At 65.2% G+C, this 17,451-nt stretch carries 14 protein-coding genes; 12 read left to right on the plus strand and 2 right to left on the minus strand.

Annotation, left to right across the window (positions count from 1 at the left end; all coding sequences use genetic code 11):
- Positions 1-84: 84 nt before the first annotated feature.
- The 3 genes from ACQP0C_RS01130 (at position 85) to ACQP0C_RS01140 (ending at position 2,388) form a co-directional block, all read left to right on the plus strand.
- Positions 85-846 carry a MerR family transcriptional regulator gene (locus ACQP0C_RS01130; protein WP_433729716.1) on the plus strand — a complete coding sequence of 254 codons (762 nt, stop codon included), beginning with the start codon at positions 85-87 and terminating at the stop codon, positions 844-846.
- A 272-nt stretch (positions 847-1,118) separates the two neighbouring features.
- A complete protein-coding gene (locus tag ACQP0C_RS01135; protein ID WP_433729718.1) occupies positions 1,119-1,667 on the plus strand; it encodes a hypothetical protein in 549 nt (182 codons plus the stop codon).
- Positions 1,668-1,737: 70 nt separating this feature from the next.
- On the plus strand, positions 1,738-2,388 hold the full coding sequence (locus ACQP0C_RS01140; RefSeq protein ID WP_433729720.1) for a hypothetical protein: 651 nt from the start codon (positions 1,738-1,740) through the stop codon (positions 2,386-2,388).
- A 144-nt stretch (positions 2,389-2,532) separates the two neighbouring features.
- Here the strand turns inward: ACQP0C_RS01140 and ACQP0C_RS01145 are convergent, their stop codons facing one another.
- Positions 2,533-3,159 (minus strand): TetR/AcrR family transcriptional regulator, encoded by a 627-nt coding sequence (locus ACQP0C_RS01145; RefSeq protein WP_433729722.1) that lies wholly within the window; start codon positions 3,157-3,159, stop codon positions 2,533-2,535.
- Between the two features lie 104 nt (positions 3,160-3,263).
- Between ACQP0C_RS01145 and ACQP0C_RS01150 the strand changes: the two genes are divergently transcribed.
- On the plus strand, positions 3,264-3,986 hold the full coding sequence (locus tag ACQP0C_RS01150; protein WP_433729724.1) for an SDR family NAD(P)-dependent oxidoreductase: 723 nt from the start codon (positions 3,264-3,266) through the stop codon (positions 3,984-3,986).
- 127 nt (positions 3,987-4,113) lie between these two features.
- On the opposite strand, the gene ACQP0C_RS01155 is transcribed toward ACQP0C_RS01150, so the two are convergent.
- Entirely contained in the window at positions 4,114-5,370 is a 1,257-nt protein-coding gene (locus ACQP0C_RS01155) for a hypothetical protein (protein ID WP_433729726.1), read from the minus strand.
- A 258-nt stretch (positions 5,371-5,628) separates the two neighbouring features.
- On the opposite strand from ACQP0C_RS01155, the gene glf reads away from it, so the two are divergent.
- The 8 genes from glf (at position 5,629) to ACQP0C_RS01195 (ending at position 17,363) form a co-directional block, all read left to right on the plus strand.
- A complete protein-coding gene (glf, locus tag ACQP0C_RS01160; protein ID WP_433729728.1) occupies positions 5,629-6,861 on the plus strand; it encodes a UDP-galactopyranose mutase in 1,233 nt (410 codons plus the stop codon).
- A complete protein-coding gene (locus ACQP0C_RS01165; protein ID WP_433729730.1) occupies positions 6,858-8,870 on the plus strand; it encodes a glycosyltransferase in 2,013 nt (670 codons plus the stop codon). Before glf ends, ACQP0C_RS01165 begins: the two co-directional genes overlap by 4 nt.
- A 71-nt stretch (positions 8,871-8,941) precedes the next feature.
- Positions 8,942-9,493 (plus strand): phosphatase PAP2 family protein, encoded by a 552-nt coding sequence (locus ACQP0C_RS01170; protein ID WP_433734818.1) that lies wholly within the window; start codon positions 8,942-8,944, stop codon positions 9,491-9,493.
- Position 9,494: 1 nt separating this feature from the next.
- Positions 9,495-10,427 (plus strand): decaprenyl-phosphate phosphoribosyltransferase, encoded by a 933-nt coding sequence (locus tag ACQP0C_RS01175; protein ID WP_433681846.1) that lies wholly within the window; start codon positions 9,495-9,497, stop codon positions 10,425-10,427.
- Between the two features lie 7 nt (positions 10,428-10,434).
- A complete protein-coding gene (gene zomB / locus ACQP0C_RS01180; protein ID WP_433734819.1) occupies positions 10,435-12,375 on the plus strand; it encodes a flagellar motor control protein ZomB in 1,941 nt (646 codons plus the stop codon).
- Between the two features lie 350 nt (positions 12,376-12,725).
- On the plus strand, positions 12,726-13,733 hold the full coding sequence (locus tag ACQP0C_RS01185; RefSeq protein ID WP_433729732.1) for an alpha/beta hydrolase: 1,008 nt from the start codon (positions 12,726-12,728) through the stop codon (positions 13,731-13,733).
- Between the two features lie 460 nt (positions 13,734-14,193).
- Positions 14,194-15,297: an alpha/beta hydrolase gene (locus ACQP0C_RS01190; RefSeq protein ID WP_433729734.1), complete on the plus strand. Its 1,104-nt coding sequence runs from the start codon at positions 14,194-14,196 to the stop codon at positions 15,295-15,297.
- A 1,028-nt stretch (positions 15,298-16,325) separates the two neighbouring features.
- Complete coding sequence (locus ACQP0C_RS01195; protein WP_433729736.1) at positions 16,326-17,363, plus strand: alpha/beta hydrolase; 1,038 nt, start codon at positions 16,326-16,328, stop codon at positions 17,361-17,363.
- Positions 17,364-17,451: the final 88 nt, after the last annotated feature.

Consider the following 17,451-nt stretch of genomic DNA (forward strand, 5'->3'; position numbering starts at 1 on the left):
AAGTCCAGGTCGAAATGGGTTGACCTTGACGTAACGTCAACTTGCAAGCTGATTGTACCGACGAGAAAGAAGGGAGAACAGGTGATGAAATCGGGCACCGAATGGTCCATCCAGGATCTGGCCAAGGCGGCCGGTACCACCAGCCGCGCACTGCGCCACTACGGCCAGCTCGGGCTGCTGCCGCCGAGCCGGATCGGCGCCAACGGCTACCGCTTCTACGACCAGGACTCCCTGGTTCGGCTGCAACGCATCCTGCTACTGCGCGAACTCGGCCTCGGCCTTCCGGTCATCGCCGAAGTTCTCGCGGGCGAACAGGACACCGCCGCCGCGCTGCGCACGCACCTGGAACTGCTGCGGCACGAACAGGATCGGATCCGGCGCCAGATCGAGTCGGTGACCAACACGCTGCACAAGACGGAACGAGGTGAACAACTCATGGCAGCAGAGGTTTTCGACGGTTTCGACCACACTCGGTACAAGGATGAGGTGATCGAACGCTGGGGCAAGGACGCCTATGAGCGCAGCGACCGCTGGTGGCGTTCGCTCAGCGAGGCGGATAAGAAGGCGCACTTCCAGGCCCACCTGGATATCGCCGCCGACTACGGCCGGGCGCACGCGGCCGGTCTCGCCCCCGATAGCGACGAGGTCCAGGCCATTGTCGCGCGGCACTACGACTGGGTGAGCGGCGGTTCCCAGCGCCGCCCGTCCTTCGAGCACTTCACCGGACTCGGCGAAATGTACGTCGCCGACCCGCGATTCGCGGCCAACTACGACGTACACGGTGAAGGGACAACCGAATTCGTGCGCGACGCGATGAAGGCGTACGCCGAGGCCAACCTCCGGTAGTCCGAAAGCTCGCGTGCTCTGGGGGATCGAGTAGCGGGGCGTCCGCATTTGCGTGCGGACGCCCCGCTTTGCGATATCTCCCGCAGCGATTCGGTTCCGCGCAGTCGGGACGCGGGCCCAGGCCGGGTGGGCTCACCGGCGATGTCTCGACGAGCAGCCGAACCGGGGCCGATCGCGGCCGCCGTAGACCGGCCGGGATCGCGACGCTACTGAGCCGAGCGCGGCAGCCGTAGGATCGGGTGGTCCGCAACGAGCGGGGAGGAGCGTCGACGATGCTGTACAAGAGTGGGGATCGGGCCCCGAGTGGTGCGGTCGCGCAGACCGCCGCGGTGCTGGCGGTGCTCGGCGGACTGACCGAGCTGATCGGTGGTACCGCGTTGCTGAACGACTTCATCGGCGATCGCGGCCGCTTCGACAACTCCCTCGTCATCTTCACCACACTCGGCGCGGCACTGATGGCCTTCGCCCTGATCTTCGGCGGCGTCCAGCTCTGGCGTCAGGACGAGACCGGTCGATACACGCTGATCGTCGCGTCGGGCGTCTCGATCGCCATCGGCATTGTCGGACTGGCCTTTTCGCTCACCAACTACGAATTCGGCCTCGGCATCTTCTGGTGGTCCACCGCCGACCATCCCGCCTGGGTGCCACCGCTGTTCGGCCTCGTCGGCCAGATGAGCGCCCTGATCCAGGAAAACCTGCTCCGCGGCGCAATAGGGCTCGCCCTACCACTGCTCGTTCTCCTCTTGGCCGCCAATGGATACGCCGCCCGCTGGACCGCCGCCCGCCGCACCCGTCCGCCCCACCCTGTCCTGACCTACTGATCGCGCTCGCATCGAGCGAAACCGCCATGGCGCGGTACAGTTTCGCGATCGAAGTGGGAGGGAGATCTCGATGGGTTACCCGTATGGCCACCCGGGCTATGGCTATCCGCAACCCGCATACGGCTATCAGCAGCGAGCGAGTGGTGGCACCGCGATCACTGCCGCGGTCATCGCGGTGATCGTCGGTCTGCTCGGACTCGGCGGCGTGGTCATCGGATTGTTCGTCGCGATCGATGAGAGCAACAAGTCGCACGACTACGGCAGCCACGCTCCGGCCGCACCGCCGGTGCCCGGCTACGTCTACGCCCTGATCGCACTCGGCGGACTCATCGCATTTCTCTGGCTGCTCGGTGCGGCGCTCCTGTTCCGGCGGAGAACGGCGGGCCGGGTAATTCTGATCATCATGTCCTCGCTCAGCCTGATCGGCTCCGCCCTGGGCATTGTCACCGGCACTCTCGTCAGTGTCATCGTGGGCGTCATCCCGCTGACCATCCTCATCTGCGCTTCCGTCAGTTCCACCGGCCGCTGGATAGCCGCGGCCCGCATGCACCACCCCTACGGTCAGCCGGTCCAACCGTATGCCGCGCCTTATGTGCAGCCTGCGCCCTTCGGGCATGCATATGGACAGCCGGTACCGGATCCCTATCAGCAGCCCGGCTTTCAGCCCGGGCACTATCCGCAGCAGCCTCCTGTCGGTCAGCCGCCCTATCCGTACCAGTGACCTCGCCGCAGGTCCCCGGGCCTCGCTAGGCGGCCGGTCCAGTCGCTCTGAAGCCAGTTGCGCGCCCTACCGAAGATGCACGCCGTATACGGCCGCAACTGATGACGAGGCCGCAACTGTTTGCGGGCCGGGTGCGGCTATCGGCTAGCCCCGAAGCGCTTGCATCAGTTGGTCTTCGGTGATGGGGGGTACGGGGAGCGGGTGGGCGGCGCTGGCGCGGAGGCCGTCGAGGAGTAATGCGAGGTGGCGGCGCCAGGCTTCGGGGGCGATGCTGGCGGTGGCTTCGATGATGCGGGTATGCGACCAGGTGATGAAGGCGATGTCTTCCAGGACCCAGTCGGGGCGCAGGGCGCCGGATTCCTGTGCGCGGGTGACGATTCGGCGCATCAGGCCGTGGCCGTATTCCTGGGCGCGGGCAATGGCGGGGCTCGGGGCGCCGCGTAGCGCGAGGTCGCTGAGCAGGCGGTCGGCCGCCTGGAGTTCGCAGACCTTTTCGACCAGATAGACGAAAGAGTCCCAGGGGTCCTGGATTTCGAGTGCTTCCCGGGCGATGCGGGCACCGGATTCGATGCGGTCCTCGACGGCGGCGGCGATGAGATCGTCGCGGGTGGGAAAGCGGTTGTAGAGCGTGCCGATCGCGACCCCGGCGCGGGCGGCGATTTCCTTGAGCGGTGCATCGAGGCCGCGTTCCTCGAAGACCTCGCGGGCGGCTGATACGAGCGCGTCCCGGTTGCGTTGGGCGTCGCTGCGTAACGGCTTGTCCACGGGCATTCGCCGATCCTACAAATCCGAGTACGGATTTATCTTGAGCATGGGTTCAAGTTAATGCTACCGTCGAAGCTAACTTGAACCACTGCTCAACTTAGCGAGGAAGTATGACCAAGACGATCGCGATATTCGGATTCGGGCCCGGACTCGGCATGGGGACCGGGCGGCGGTTCGGTCGAGAGGGGTTCCGGGTGGCGGTCATCGGCCGGAATCCGGATAAGGCGCACCAGCACGTCGAGGATTTGACCGCCGAGGGCATCGAGGCTGCGGCCTTCCCCGCGGATCTCACCGACGAGAAGCAGCTGCGCAGTGCGGTCGACGACATCGCGAACAAGTTCGGCCGGATCGACGTCGCGATGCACGGTGCCGCCATGGATATGACCGACCGCATCCCATCGACCCGGGACGTCGATGCCGACAACCTGCGGGTCCCGCTGGAGGTGAAGGTCTACTCACCGATCTGGATGACCCGTGCCGTTGCCCCCGCAATGCTCGAGCGCGGCGAAGGAGCGCTGCTGTTCTCCTCCGGAGTCTCCGATAAGAACCCGCTCCCGTACCTTTCCAACGTCGGTGTCGCCCTCGGCGCCCAACGCAACTACGTCCGCCAACTCGCCATCGAACTCCAGGGCACCGGCGTCTACGTGGGCCTGCTCAATATCGGCGTCTTGATCGGCAACAGCAAGGCCGAGCGCATCGTCGACGAGCACCCCGAAGTCATCCCGGCGGGCGTGGAGATCGTCCGCATGAGCAATGACGAACTGGGCGACCACTATTGGCGCATGTACACCGCCCGCGACACCGTCGAATCGGATATCGGGTTCCCCGAATGAGTTTCGATCGGATCCGGCCCGGCAGTCGTATCGCGCTGCGATACGACTGCCGGGCCGACACCGGGACATGCTGTATCAACGGCCGAGCCGTCGCCCATCCGCGGGATTCGGGCTGCCCACCTGCGGGCTACACCGCGCACATCGACTGCATGACACCCTTCAGAATCGGTGCGCCGTATGTGGTCGGCGCGAATGCTAGCGTCTGCACCATCGACAGCGGTGTCAGGACGGCGTCGCTGACGCCGGTCCATCCGGCCGCCAGATTGGCGACGGTGAGCAGCAGGCTGGTCACATCCAAGGTCAGGGTGGCCAGGTCGAAGGCGTTCTCCACCTTCATATCCGCCAACGCGACGGTGTCGAGCGCCTTGCCTTCGTACAGATCGAAGCCGAGGTTGGTCAGGAAGGTCACCGGACCGTAGTCGAGTGCGTCGACGAGTGGCCCCAACTCCTCGGTGCGGCGCATCAGCGCCAGCTTGGTGACCCGGTTATCGCGCAGAAAACCCTGCAGCGATTCGGCTCCCGCATTCAATCCGGCCCGGTCCAGCGGCAGATCGGCCTGTTCGAGGAAGGCCCTGGTGCGTTCGACCAGCATCCGCGTGGTCAATTCGGCGACGGGCGTGCACGTTCCGTTCGCCCGCACCAGCGTGTTGGCGAGATCGACCAGCGGCGTCGGCAATTCGACGTGTTCGGTGTACAGGGATTCGTCGAGGACCAGCTTCGGATAGGCGTTCGGCGCGGTGCAGTTGGCGGCCAGGAAGTCCTGCACCGTGCGCGCCAGCGATTTCACACCGCTGAACACCGCGCCGACGATCGGCTTTAGAAAGAACCCGACGGTGGGCACCAGACTGGCCGCGAACTGCGCCGGAATCTTCACGATCCGGGTCGCGAGGATGAAGACCTCGATGACGTCGTTGACCGTCAGTCGCGATACCGACATGGTGGTGTCCAGTCGCCCGGTCCGGACCGCATCCAGCCCGTTGACCAGGTAGGTGACGATCGGATCGTCCAGGAATTCGGTGCGCTCGTTCACTGTCGACGGCGCGACCGGCAGTCCGTCCCGGTGCACCCGCACCGCGGCGATGGTGTTGCGGAAATCGGCGACCTGACGGTCGAAGGCGGCGATCTGCGCGGCCGGAACCGCCGTGCGCAGCGCTGTCGCGGCGGCGGTGACAATGTCGTCGAAGGTCGGCGCGCCGGTGACGCATAGCCCGCCCGCGTCCTCGACCGGCGTCGACGCCAGGGCATCGAATTCGGCCGCTCGCGCGGGAGCCGGGACGACTATCGAGCCGCCGAGCACTGCGACCAGGGCGAGCAGGCATATGAATAGGGCCGCGCCGGTGCGCGAGGCAGCGCCCACGAGCCGGGCAGGAGAGTTACGCATCATCAGGTCTTCCGGGTCAGGCCGCTTGCGATTGCTTGCAGGTCGCTCGAAAAGGTCAGCGTTGGTGCAGTCGACGAACCAACGCGAGGGCCGCGAACTGGACGTCTGATCAATTCGCGTGGATATGTAATAGCCGCTCAGTTGCCGCCGCGTATTCGTTTCGGCAAACTTCAGGAGAAATTCGGATGGCATCGGCTCCGCTCGCCCCTACCTCGCGACTCCACCCGGACCTCGCGCGGACTTCCGATACGCTGGGCTCCCGTGACCGTCGCATCGTCCCCGGGTAACTCCGCAAACTCCGCCTCACAGTTCGATCTGATCGTCGTCGGCTCCGGATTCTTCGGGCTGACCGTCGCCGAGCGCGCCGCCAGTCTGCTCGGCAAACGGGTGCTGGTAATCGATCGTCGCTACCACCTCGGCGGCAACGCCTATTCGGAGCCGGAGCCGCAAACCGGGATCGAGGTGCACAAGTACGGGGCGCACCTGTTCCACACCTCGAACAAGCGGGTGTGGGATTACGTGACCCAGTTCACCGAATTCACCGGCTACCAGCACCGGGTCTTCGCGATGCACAAGGGGCAGGCCTACCAGTTCCCGATGGGCCTCGGTTTGATCTCCCAGTTCTTCGGCCGCTACTTCACCCCGGACGAGGCGCGCAAGCTGATCGCCGAACAGGCATCGGAGGTCGAGACCAAGGACGCGCAGAACCTCGAGGAGAAGGCGATCTCGCTGATCGGCCGCCCGCTGTACGAGGCGTTCGTCCGCGACTACACCGCCAAGCAGTGGCAGACCGATCCGAAAGAACTGCCCGCGGGCAATATCACCCGCCTGCCGGTGCGCTACACCTTCGACAACCGCTACTTCAACGACACCTATGAGGGTCTGCCCACAGAGGGCTACACGAAGTGGCTCGAGAATATGGCCGCCTCGGAGCTGATCGAGGTCCGGCTGAACACCGACTGGTTCGACGTGCGCGAGCAGATCCGCGCCGAGAACCCGGACGCACCGGTCGTCTACACCGGCCCGGTGGACCGCTACTTCGACTACAGCGAGGGCGAACTCGGCTGGCGCACCATCGATTTCGAGACCGAGGTGCTCGATACCGGTGACTACCAGGGCACCTCGGTGATGAACTACAACGACTCGGACGTGCCCTACACCCGCATCATCGAACCGCGCCACTTCCACCCGGAGCGCGACAGCTACCCGAACGACAAGACCGTCATCATGCGCGAGTACTCACGCTTCGCGCAGACCGGTGACGAGCCGTACTATCCGATCAACACGCCGGAGGACCGTGCCAAGCTGCAGGCCTACCGCAGCCTGGCCAAGCAGGAAACCGCGACGGCGAAGGTGCTTTTCGGTGGTCGTCTCGGCACCTACCAGTACCTGGATATGCATATGGCCATCGGCAGCGCGCTCAGCATGTTCGACAATGTCCTGCGGCCGCACCTGGAGTCGGGCGAGCCTCTTTCGGATGAAAGCAACGAATGACCTCCCAATCGATTTTGGAAGACATGACCACCGGAACTCGCGCGAAGTCGCTGCTGCAGCGCATCATCCTGCCCCGGCCGGGTGAACCGCTGGACGTGCGCACCCTCTATGTCGAGGAGTCGCCGACCAACGCGCGGCGCGCGCACGCCACCACCCGCACCTCGCTGTCGATCGGCGCGGAGTCGGAGGTGTCGTTCTGCACCTACTTCAACGCGTTGCCCGCGAGTTACTGGCGGCGCTGGAGCATCCTGTCCTCGGTGGTGCTGCGGCTCGAGTTGGCCGGACACGGCCGCGTCGACGTCTACCGGTCCAAGGCCGACGGTTCGCGAATCCACGTGCAGGGCAAGGAGTTCGCGGTCGCGCTCGCGGCGCGAGCTCAGGGCCCGGAGGAGGCAGCGGAGCGTGACCACGGAGGGACCGGGGAGCGCCGCAAATCCGACACAGGCACCGAATCGGTGCACGTCGAATTCGAGACCGACCTCGGCCCGTTCGAAGACGGCGGCTGGATCTGGTTCGACATCACCACCGATACCGCGGTCACCCTGCTGGCTGGCGGCTGGTACGCACCGGTCGAGGCGCCCGGTGCGGGCACCATCGCGGTCGGCATGCCGACCTTCAACCGGCCGACCGATCTGGTGAAGACCCTGGCCGCGCTCGGTTCGGATCCGCTGGTGCTGGAGAAGATCGCCGCGGTCATCGTCGCCGATCAGGGCAACCGCAAGGTGGTCGACGAACCCGGCTTCACCGAGGCCGCCGCGGTGCTCGGCGATCGGCTCGCCATCCGCAACCAGCCCAACCTCGGCGGCTCGGGTGGCTACAGCCGGGTCATGTACGAGGCGCTGAAGACCACCGACGCCCAGTACATCGTCTACATGGACGACGATATCGAGATCGAGCCCGATTCGATCCTGCGCGCACTGGCCTTTGCCCGCTTCGCCAAATCGCCCATGCTGGTCGGCGGCCAGATGCTCAATCTGCAGGAGCGCTCGCACCTGCACAGCATGGGTGAGGTCGTGGATCGCGGCATCTTCATGTGGACCTCCGCGCCGAATGTCGAATACGACCACGACTTCTCCAAGTACCCGCTCAAGGACCGCGACAACTCCAAGCTGCTGCACCGACGCATCGACGTCGACTTCAACGGCTGGTGGACCTGTGTGATCCCCCGTCAGGTCGCCGAGGAGATCGGTCAGCCGCTGCCGCTGTTCCTGAAGTGGGACGATGTCGAATACGGTTTGCGCGCACGCGATCACGGCTACTCGACCGTCACCCTGCCCGGTGCCGCGGTCTGGCATATGGCGTGGAGCGATAAGGACGACGCGATCGACTGGCAGGCGTATTTCCACCTGCGCAACCGGCTGGTGGTCGCATCTCTGCATATGCCTGGCAATGGGCGCGGCATGGTCGTCAACACGGTCAAGGCGACCCTGAAACACCTACTCTGCCTGGAGTATTCGACGGTCGCCATTCAGAACCTGGCGATCAAGGACTTCCTCGCCGGCCCGGAGCGATTGTTCCAACTGCTGCCGAGCGCGCTCGGCGCGGTGCACGAAATGCGCAAGCAGTTCCCGGACGCGGTCATCCTGCCGTCTTCCACCGAACTGCCGCTGGCCAGCCATATCGGTGTCGGCGCGGTCGGTGAACCGGCGAATCCGATCGCCAAGGTGGTCCGCCTGGCCAAGGGGGTTGTGCACAACTTCCGCCCGGCGCATGCCGAACACCATGAGCGTCCGCAGCTGAATGTGCCGACGCTGGACGCCCGCTGGTTCCTGCTCTCACAGGTCGACGGCGTCACTGTCACCACGGCGGACGGTCGCGGCGTTGTCTACCGCAAGCGCGATCCGCGCCAGGCGCTCGGACTGTTCAAGGAGGCCATGCGGTTGCGCAAGGAGCTGGCCGCCCGCTTCCCGGAGATGCAGCAGCGCTATCGCGCCGCCCACCCGATGCTGACCAGCACGGCGGCGTGGGAGAACGTCTTCGGTATCGACACGAGAGATGAGCAGCAGTGAGTTTGGAAGCCCCGGCCGCGGACGACAACACCGCGGTGCACCCGCCGAGTGCGAACGGCCACGGCGGTCCGGTGTCCGCGATCCCGTCGGGACAGCCACCCGAGGTCAAGATCATCAACGCGGTCCAGGCCGCCATCGGTGGTAAGCCCGAGGTGGTCAAGGCGGCCCGCGGCATGTCGCACTTCGGTGAGCACGCGCTCGGCTGGGTCGGCATCGCCGCGGCGGGCTGGCTCGTCGACAAGCCGCGGCGGCGGCAGTGGGCCGGGGTCGCGCTCGGCGCGGTCGGCGCGCACGCCGCATCCATCGTGATCAAGCGCATTGTCCGGCGGCCCCGCCCGAACGATCCATCGGTGCAGGTCAACGTCTCGACGCCGAGCAAGCTGAGCTTCCCGTCCTCACACGCCACCTCCACCACGGCGGCTGCGGTGTTGCTCGGAAGATTGACCGGGCTACCCTTGCCTGCGGTGCTCGTCCCACCGATGTTGCTCTCCCGGGTTGTGCTCGGGGTGCACTATCCCTCCGACGTGCTCGCCGGTTCCGCGCTCGGCGCCGCGTCCGCCGCTGTTGTGCTTGCCGCCGAAAAGAGACTCGATAGTGACCGCACAAGAAGAGACCTTGGTTGACATGAGTGAAGAGCCGACCAGCACCGACCTAGCCGAAGCGGTCGTCAAGGGCCCACCCAAGACGCTGGCAGGTGGGTTGTTCAAGGCGGTCCGGCCGCGCCAGTGGGTCAAGAACGTGCTGGTACTCGCCGCACCACTGGCGGCAGGTCCCGATACGGCAACCGACTTGACGGTGCTCGCGCACGTCGGCCTCGCCTTCGTGGTCTTCTGCATGGCGGCCTCGGGCATCTATCTGGTCAACGACGCGCTCGATGTGGAGGCCGACCGGGCGCACCCGACCAAGCGGTTCCGCCCGATTGCCGCGGGCGTCGTCCCGGTCAATCTGGCCTACCTGCTCTCGGTGGTGCTGCTGCTCGGATCGATCGCGGGATCGTTCCTCGCCTCGTGGCATCTGGCCGTGGTGATGACCGTCTACATCGGCATCCAGCTGGCCTATTGCATCGGCCTCAAGCACCAGGCCGTGCTGGACATCTGCATCGTGTCCTCGGGCTTCCTGCTGCGCGCCGTGGCCGGTGGCGCCGCCGCGAATATCGACCTGTCGCAATGGTTCCTGCTGATCATGGCGTTCGGCTCGCTGTTCATGGCCGCGGGCAAGCGCTATGCGGAACTGCAGATCGCGCTGAGCACCGGCGCCAAGATCCGCAAGTCGCTCGAGTACTACACGCCGACCTACCTGCGCTTCATCTGGACCCTCGCCGCGACGGCAGTGGTGGTGTTCTACGGCCTGTGGGCGTTCCAACAGGACAATCTGAAACACACCAATTGGTTCGCGATTTCGATGATTCCGTTTACCATCGCAATCCTGCGTTACGCGGTCGACGTCGATGGCGGCGAGGCCGGTGAACCCGAAGAGATCGCACTGGGGGATCGCATTCTCCAGTTCCTCGCAATCGCCTGGATCGGAGCGGTAGGTGTCGCTGTCTATCTCACCTGACGAACTGTTGGTAGAGGGAGTGGAGCGAACAGCACAAGCAACGGAGGAGCCGACCGAGAGGTCGGCTCGTTCCGGCTTGCGGTCCGCGCGGCTATCCCGAGCCACCTTCGTCGGTGGGATCGCGCTCACCGTCGTGCTCTTCTCGGTCGGCGCCTGGCAACGGCGCTGGATCGCCGACGACGGCCTCATCGTGCTGCGCACGGTGCGAAACCTGTTGGCGGGCAACGGGCCGGTCTTCAACGCGGGGGAGCGCGTCGAAACGAACACCAGTACCGCATGGACCTATCTGGTGTGGTTCTTCAGCTGGCTCACCAGGGCCCGGCTCGAGTACGTCGTGCTCGGCGTCGCGCTGACCGTCTCGATGCTGGCGATCGTATTCGCCATGCTCGGCACGGCGCGGCTGTGGGGCGGCACCAAATCGGCGCTGCTGCTGCCAGCGGGCGTGCTCGTCTACATCGCGGTGCCCCCCGCCCGCGACTACGCGACCTCCGGACTGGAGAGCGGTCTGGTCATCTGCTGGCTCGGCCTGCTCTGGTGGCAGCTGATGCGTTGGAGCCAGACCGAGCGGGTGAAACTGCCCGCACTGTCGGGTCTGGTGTTCCTGGCCGGACTCGCTCCGCTGATCCGTCCGGAGATGACCCTGGTCGGCGCGCTGGCGCTGCTGATGATCTTCCTGGCTCCGATGCCGGAGTCCCGGTTGCGCCCGATCGTATTGCGCGGCTTGATCGTTGTCGTCGCCGGACTGGTGCCGATGGGCTACCAGGTCTGGCGGATGGGCTACTACGGCCTGCCCTATCCGAATACCGCGGTCGCCAAGGACGCGGGCGGCGCCAAGTGGGGGCAGGGCTTCAAATACCTCTGGGATCTGGTCGGTCCGTACTACCTGTGGGTGCCGCTGCTCGTGCTGCTGCTCATGGGAGTGCTCGCGGCCCGTTCGGCCCGCACCGAGACCGCGGACGCATCAGCGTCGGATGAGCAGCGCCGCTGGACGGTGCGCCGGGTGCGCGAATGGCTGCACTCGCCCAGCGCGGTTGTCACACTCATGCTCGGCAGCGGATTCGTGCTCACCGTCTACGCCCTGCGCGTCGGCGGCGACTTCATGCACGGTCGGATGCTGTTGCCGCAGCTGTTCTGCCTGCTGCTGCCGGTCGCCGTGGTGCCGGTGCGGGTGCCCGAGGGCGGCCTGCGCGCGACGACGGCCGGAGACTGGTCCTTCGCGGTGATCCTGTGCGCGCTGCTCGGCACCGCGGGCTGGGCGCTGTTCGCGGCCAACACCACCGCCATCAAGACCGGCACCAAGATCAGCGCGTCGGGCATCGTCGACGAGCGCGTCTACTACGTGCTCAATACCGGCCACGACCACCCCATCCTGGCCGAGGACTACATGGACTACCCGCGCATCCGGGCCATGGTGAACAACATCGCCGAAACCCCCCATGGTGGTCTGCTGCTGAACTCGCCGTCGTTCATGTTCTGGTACGTCGCGCCCCCGCCGCAGCCGATTCCCGACGGCGGCGCCGGGCATACCGTCTACTTCCTGAACCTCGGTATGACCAGCATGAACGTCCCGCTGGACGTGCGCGTCATCGATCAGATGGGCCTGGCCTATCCGCTTGCCGCGCATAGCGACCGGCTCACCGACGGCCGGATCGGGCACGACAAGAGCCTGTATCCGGACTGGGTCGTGGTGGATACCGGCATGGTCGATCGGCATCCGTGGATGCCCTGGTACATGGACGAAAAGTGGGTCACCCAGGCCCGCACCGCGATGACCTGCCCGGACACCGTGGCGCTGGATATCTCCTACCGGGATCCGCTCACCTGGGGCCGCTTCAAGCACAACCTGCTCCACGCATTGCACTTCGCGAAGTACCGGATCGATCGCGTGCCGAAGTACGAAATCGAGCGGTGCGGACTGGTCGACCCGTACCCGCAGCCGCAACGCTGAAGTGACTGCTCTCCCAGTGGCTGGTGCTCGCCTCTCCAGTCACACTGGGCTCAGGGACCTCCCTGGGCCCAGTTGTATCGATGACCTGCGACAATAAACGTGGCGCATATCGCTTTATCTCTTTTTGATAACGCCACCACATCGATGTAGCGATAGGGTACGTGAGTACGCCCGCTGGGGGCGTTCCCTTCGACGTGGGCAAACCTCAGCGGTCAACGTAGAGAAAGCGGTCGAGATACGGCCGCATAACGAAAGGCCGAAACTAGATGCGAGGCGTGATCGGGCGAAACGCGCAGAATGGACGTCTGAAAACCCGTAGAGCCGGTGCGTGGTTCAAGCGGTCGGTGCTGATGTCGCTGGCTATCTTGCTGCCGCTCGGGGTGTCAGTAGCAGGTCCGGCGGGTTCCGCGTCGGCGGCGTTCAATCCGGACGCCTTCGACTTCTGGGTCGACTCCAGCATGGGGCCGATCAAGTCGCGGATCTTCCGCGCCGCGGACGGCAACACCGGGCGCGTGGTGTACGCGCTGGACGGCATGCGGGCCCGCGGTGACCTCAACGGCTGGGAGGCCGAGACCGAGGTCGCCCGCGAGCTGACCAAGTGGAATATCAATGTCGTCATGCCGGTCGGCGGCCCGTCCAGCTTCTACGCGGACTGGAACGCGCCCGGTAACTTCCTCGGTCTGAGCACCGGTTCGTCGGGTTCGGCCAATGGTTCCTCCTCCGGTTCCGCGATGACGGGCTCCTCGGGATGGAACGAGACGCTGGGCAAGTCGAACACCTACAAGTGGGAGACCTTCCTCACCAGCGATCTGCGCAATGCGCTGCGTGACCGTCTCGGCTTCAGCCCGACCCGCAACGGTGTCTTCGGTCTGTCCATGGGCGGCAGCGCCGCGCTCACGCTCTCGGCCTACCACCCGGATCAGTTCGTCTATGCCGGTTCGTATTCCGGCTACCTGAACATCTCCGCGCCGGGTATGCGCGAGGCGCTGCGCGTCGCCATGATCAGCGCGGGCGGCTACAACATCGACGCGATGGCGCCGCCGTGGGGCCCGCAGTGGCTGCGCATGGACCCGTTCGTCTTCGCGCCGCGACTGATCCAGAACAACACCAGGCTGTGGGTCGCCGCGGGTAGCGCGCTGCCGGGTCCCAGCGATGCGTCGTCGCCGATCGACATCATCCAGGGCACGCCGCTCGAGGCGCTCGCGCTGGTCAACACCCGGGCCTTCCAGGTCCGGATGGCGACGCTGGGTGCCCAGAATGTCACCTACAGCTTTCCGTCGGTCGGTATCCACAACTGGCACAACTGGGAGTCCGAGGTCTACCGCATGATTCCGGACCTCTCCGCGAATATCGGTTGAGCTCTGTCTAATTTGCAGCGCCTGCGGCGCTGCGTGTTCGCGGCCCCCTGGTGTCTCGCGTCCGAGCCGTCGAGACTTGCGACTTCGTCGCATGCGCTTCGACGACTCGGACGCGAGACGGGCCGCGAACGTCGCTCGTAAGACTCGCTCCGTGGGGTCGAGTAATGCGGTGAACTGACCGCCCGGTGTGTTCGCACATCGGGCGGTTCTTCGTTTGCCAGGTGTCAGTCCGTAACCGTGGTTGACAACAAATCAGCTGCGAGATGTCTACCGATAGTTGTGAGTTGGATCACTTTCCAGCAACATAGAGGCGTTCATTGTTTGATTGATGCACGGAGGGCATGCCTACAGGTGGAATGTCCGTTTTATGAGGGATGATCCGTCTGCATGTCCGATGAGGGGGTCGGTCGAAGTTGCGTATAGTTTGCTGACTGGCCGTCCGGACGAAAGGTCGAGTCGAATGCGAAGTGTGCGCTGGAAGCGTTGGCCCGGAAGCTCTGTCGGTTCCTCGACCCGGGCGACCGGTGGTTCCTGGGCGAAGAAATGGGCGCTCGGCATGGCGACGGCGATGCTCTTGCCGGTCGGGATCGCCATCGCGGGCAGTGGCGCCACCGCATCGGCGGGCTTCAACCCGGCGGCCTTCGACTTCTGGGTCGACTCCCCGGTGATGGGCCCGATCAAGACTCGGGTGCTACGCGCGGCGGACGGCAACACCAACCGTGTGGCCTACGTGCTCGACGGCCAGCGGGCGCCGGAAAGCCTCAACGGCTGGGAGATCGAGACCAATGTCCCCGAGGTCCTGGCGAGCTGGAATATCAATGTGGTCCTGCCGGTAGGGGGCATGTCGAGCTTCTACGCCGACTGGAATGCGCCGAGCAACTTTTTCGGCATCGCGCCGGGATCGGCGGGTTCGTCCACCGGATCCGGTGCGACGGAAGCCTTCATGGCGGGGCCGGGCAAGAGCTACCGCTACGACTGGGAAACCTTTCTGACCCAGCAATTGCGGTCCGCGCTGCGAGATCGCTTGGGATTCAATCCGAATCGCAACGGTGTATTCGGTCTGTCGATGGGCGGCAGTGCCGCGCTGACGCTGGCGGCCTATCACCCGGATCAGTTCAGCTTCGCCGGTTCGTTCTCGGGTTATCTCAATATTTCGGCGCCAGGTATGCGGGAGGCGATTCGGACGTCGATGATCGACGCGGGCGGCTATAACGTGGATTCGATGGCGCCACCGTGGGGCCCGCAGTGGCTGCGGATGGATCCGTTCGTCTTCGCGCCGCGCCTGATCCAGAACGGCACTCGAGTATGGGTGGCCGCCGGTAGTGGGTTGCCGATGTCCGAGGATCTGACCATCCCGTTCCTGGCGGCCACGGACCGCCTCCTCAGGGGTGCGCCGCTCGAGGCGCTCGCCTTGGCGAATACCAGGGCATTCCAGGTCCGCATGATGACATTGGGGGCGCAGAACGTGGTGTATTCGTTCCCGCCCGCCGGTCTGCATGCATGGACGAACTGGCAGGACGAGGCCTATCGCATGATCCCGGACCTCTCGGCCAATATCGGTTAGTCCCAACCCGAGAGACGGACCGCCCGAAGTACCGGGCGGTCCGTCTCTTTTGTGCCAACCTATTGTTTGCCCAAATGTTGCTAATGAGAACATCGGCGGAAAGTTTCGGTGCGCATGCCCGGCGTGGGTCCGTAGTAGGAGTCTGCGCTGGTAATTCTCTGGACTCCATCACGGTTCGGTATCGCAGCGGCTTTTCGCTCGGCTGTGGTTCCAATATGCCTATGTGCAAACGGTAAACATCGATATCTTCTGCTTGCGGGAAGCGTTGCGTCGAGTGTCGATCCGCCATGTACAACAGTGGCGATCAACGGTGATCGCACGGGCAAAAGGTCGAATCGATGTGATCCGGCGGAGTGCGCGGAATGGTTGCCGGCGGTTGCGGCGGTGGGTGGCTGCGACATTCGGGTGCTGGGACGGCCCCAGTGTTGGCGCTGCCGTTCGTGATCGCGGAATATCGACGTGGTCATGGCGCTGGGTGCCTGATACCTGGAGCAATTCCGCTATGCCGGTGCGTATTCGAGCTATCCGAATATCTCCGCGCCCGGTATGCACGAGGGCTATGGCTGGTCCGGCCCGACTGGCTGGGCCCCACGAACGCGGTCTTCGATAACCCGGCGGGCGGCGCGCACACCTGGCCACTACTGGCCCGGTCGAGCGCTAGGGATGCCGCCGGATCCGAGCGGGAACCTGGGGTGAGCGATTCCGGACTCCCTAGTACCCCCTAATCTTTGTCCGAAATTCCCGTTCCGACACGACATCTCCGGGCGAACGCGATAGGGTCACCGCACGATCACAGCTTGTGAACGGGCGGAATTCGGCCACTCGATTACCCCGGTCTTGCTAAGACTTCGCACGTCGAATAACCTCCAGCGAGCGCAAGTGTGACCAGATCGTTGTAGCGCCGTCTCTTGTGCCGGAATGTCGGGTACCGGTTGGCATGTGACGCGCGTCTCGTTGGCAGCACGGGTGCTGCCCGGCCCCTCGTGGGCTACGGGCGGCACCACAACAGGAGAAAGAGAGCAGGATTCATGCGTTTCGGCAGGGCGGCCGCGCCGAAGAGAACCAAGTCGGGACGGCGAGGCAACCCTCGTGGTTGGCGTAGTCGAATTCTGGGTGTCGGTGCCGCTGCGTTGGCGCTGCCGATCGCCGCAGGCGTGACGGGCCCGACCGTCGCCATGGCCGCACCGGTCCACGGCCCCGCATTGCGGACGCCGTCGGGCGGCTTCGAGGACCTGATGGTCCCGTCGGTGATGGGCCCGATCAAGGTCCAGGTGCAGTGGGCAGCGCGCGGCGGTAACGCGGCGGTCTACCTGCTGGACGGTCTGCGTGCTCGCGACGACCGCAATGCGTGGTCGTTCGAGACCAACGCCCTCGATCAGTTCAAGAACGACAACATCTCGCTGATCATGCCGGTCGGCGGTCAGTCGAGCTTCTACGCCGACTGGTACGCGCCCAGCAACACCAACGGCCAGAAGACCACCTACAAGTGGGAGACCTTCCTGACCAAGGAGCTCCCCGCCTTCCTCGAGGGCTACGGTGTGTCGCGCACGAACAACGCGGTTGTCGGTCTGTCCATGGGTGGCTCCGCCGCGCTGGCGCTGGCCGCCTACCACCGCGACCAGTTCAAGTACGCCGCCTCCTACTCCGGCTACCTGAACATCTCCGCGCCGGGCATGCGTGAGGCGATCCGCATCGCGATGCTGGACGCGGGCCGCTACAACGTCGACTCGATGGCCGCGCCGTGGAGCTCGCAGTGGCTGCGGATGGACCCGTTCGTCTTCGCCCCGCAGCTGAAGGGTCTGCCGATGTACATCTCGGCGGCCAGCGGTCTGCCGGGTCAGTACGACCGGCCGAACTCCGCCGTCGGCTACTTCAACACGGCCAACGGTATGGCGCTGGAAGCGCTCTCGCTGGTGAACACCCGTGCGTTCCAGGCCCGCCTGGCCTCGCTCGGGATCCCGGCGCAGTTCGACTTCCCGGCCGCGGGTACGCACTCGTGGAAGTACTGGGAGGCCGAGCTGTGGAACTCCCACAACGGCATCCTCGACGCCACCGGCGGTTGGTGATCCAGAGGTAAGACGCCGAACGGCGCCGTCTGCTTCCGACTCGGAAGCGGCGGCGCCGTTCGCTTTTCGGGGCTCCCCACGGTGTTCG

The organism is Nocardia sp. CA-129566, assembly GCF_050956075.1.
Taxonomy (GTDB): Bacteria; Actinomycetota; Actinomycetes; order Mycobacteriales; family Mycobacteriaceae; genus Nocardia.

What these genes read in the sequence shown, in the direction of transcription:
- ACQP0C_RS01130 (WP_433729716.1), top strand. Translation starts at nt 85, where the DNA reads ATGAAATCGGGCACCGAATGGTCCATCCAGGATCTGGCCAAGGCGGCC.
- ACQP0C_RS01135 (WP_433729718.1), top strand. Translation starts at nt 1,119, where the DNA reads ATGCTGTACAAGAGTGGGGATCGGGCCCCGAGTGGTGCGGTCGCGCAG.
- ACQP0C_RS01140 (WP_433729720.1), top strand. Translation starts at nt 1,738, where the DNA reads ATGGGTTACCCGTATGGCCACCCGGGCTATGGCTATCCGCAACCCGCA.
- ACQP0C_RS01145 (WP_433729722.1), bottom strand. Translation starts at nt 3,159, where the DNA reads ATGCCCGTGGACAAGCCGTTACGCAGCGACGCCCAACGCAACCGGGAC.
- ACQP0C_RS01150 (WP_433729724.1), top strand. Translation starts at nt 3,264, where the DNA reads ATGACCAAGACGATCGCGATATTCGGATTCGGGCCCGGACTCGGCATG.
- ACQP0C_RS01155 (WP_433729726.1), bottom strand. Translation starts at nt 5,370, where the DNA reads ATGATGCGTAACTCTCCTGCCCGGCTCGTGGGCGCTGCCTCGCGCACC.
- ACQP0C_RS01165 (WP_433729730.1), top strand. Translation starts at nt 6,858, where the DNA reads ATGACCTCCCAATCGATTTTGGAAGACATGACCACCGGAACTCGCGCG.
- ACQP0C_RS01175 (WP_433681846.1), top strand. Translation starts at nt 9,495, where the DNA reads ATGAGTGAAGAGCCGACCAGCACCGACCTAGCCGAAGCGGTCGTCAAG.
- ACQP0C_RS01185 (WP_433729732.1), top strand. Translation starts at nt 12,726, where the DNA reads ATGTCGCTGGCTATCTTGCTGCCGCTCGGGGTGTCAGTAGCAGGTCCG.
- ACQP0C_RS01190 (WP_433729734.1), top strand. Translation starts at nt 14,194, where the DNA reads ATGCGAAGTGTGCGCTGGAAGCGTTGGCCCGGAAGCTCTGTCGGTTCC.
- ACQP0C_RS01195 (WP_433729736.1), top strand. Translation starts at nt 16,326, where the DNA reads ATGCGTTTCGGCAGGGCGGCCGCGCCGAAGAGAACCAAGTCGGGACGG.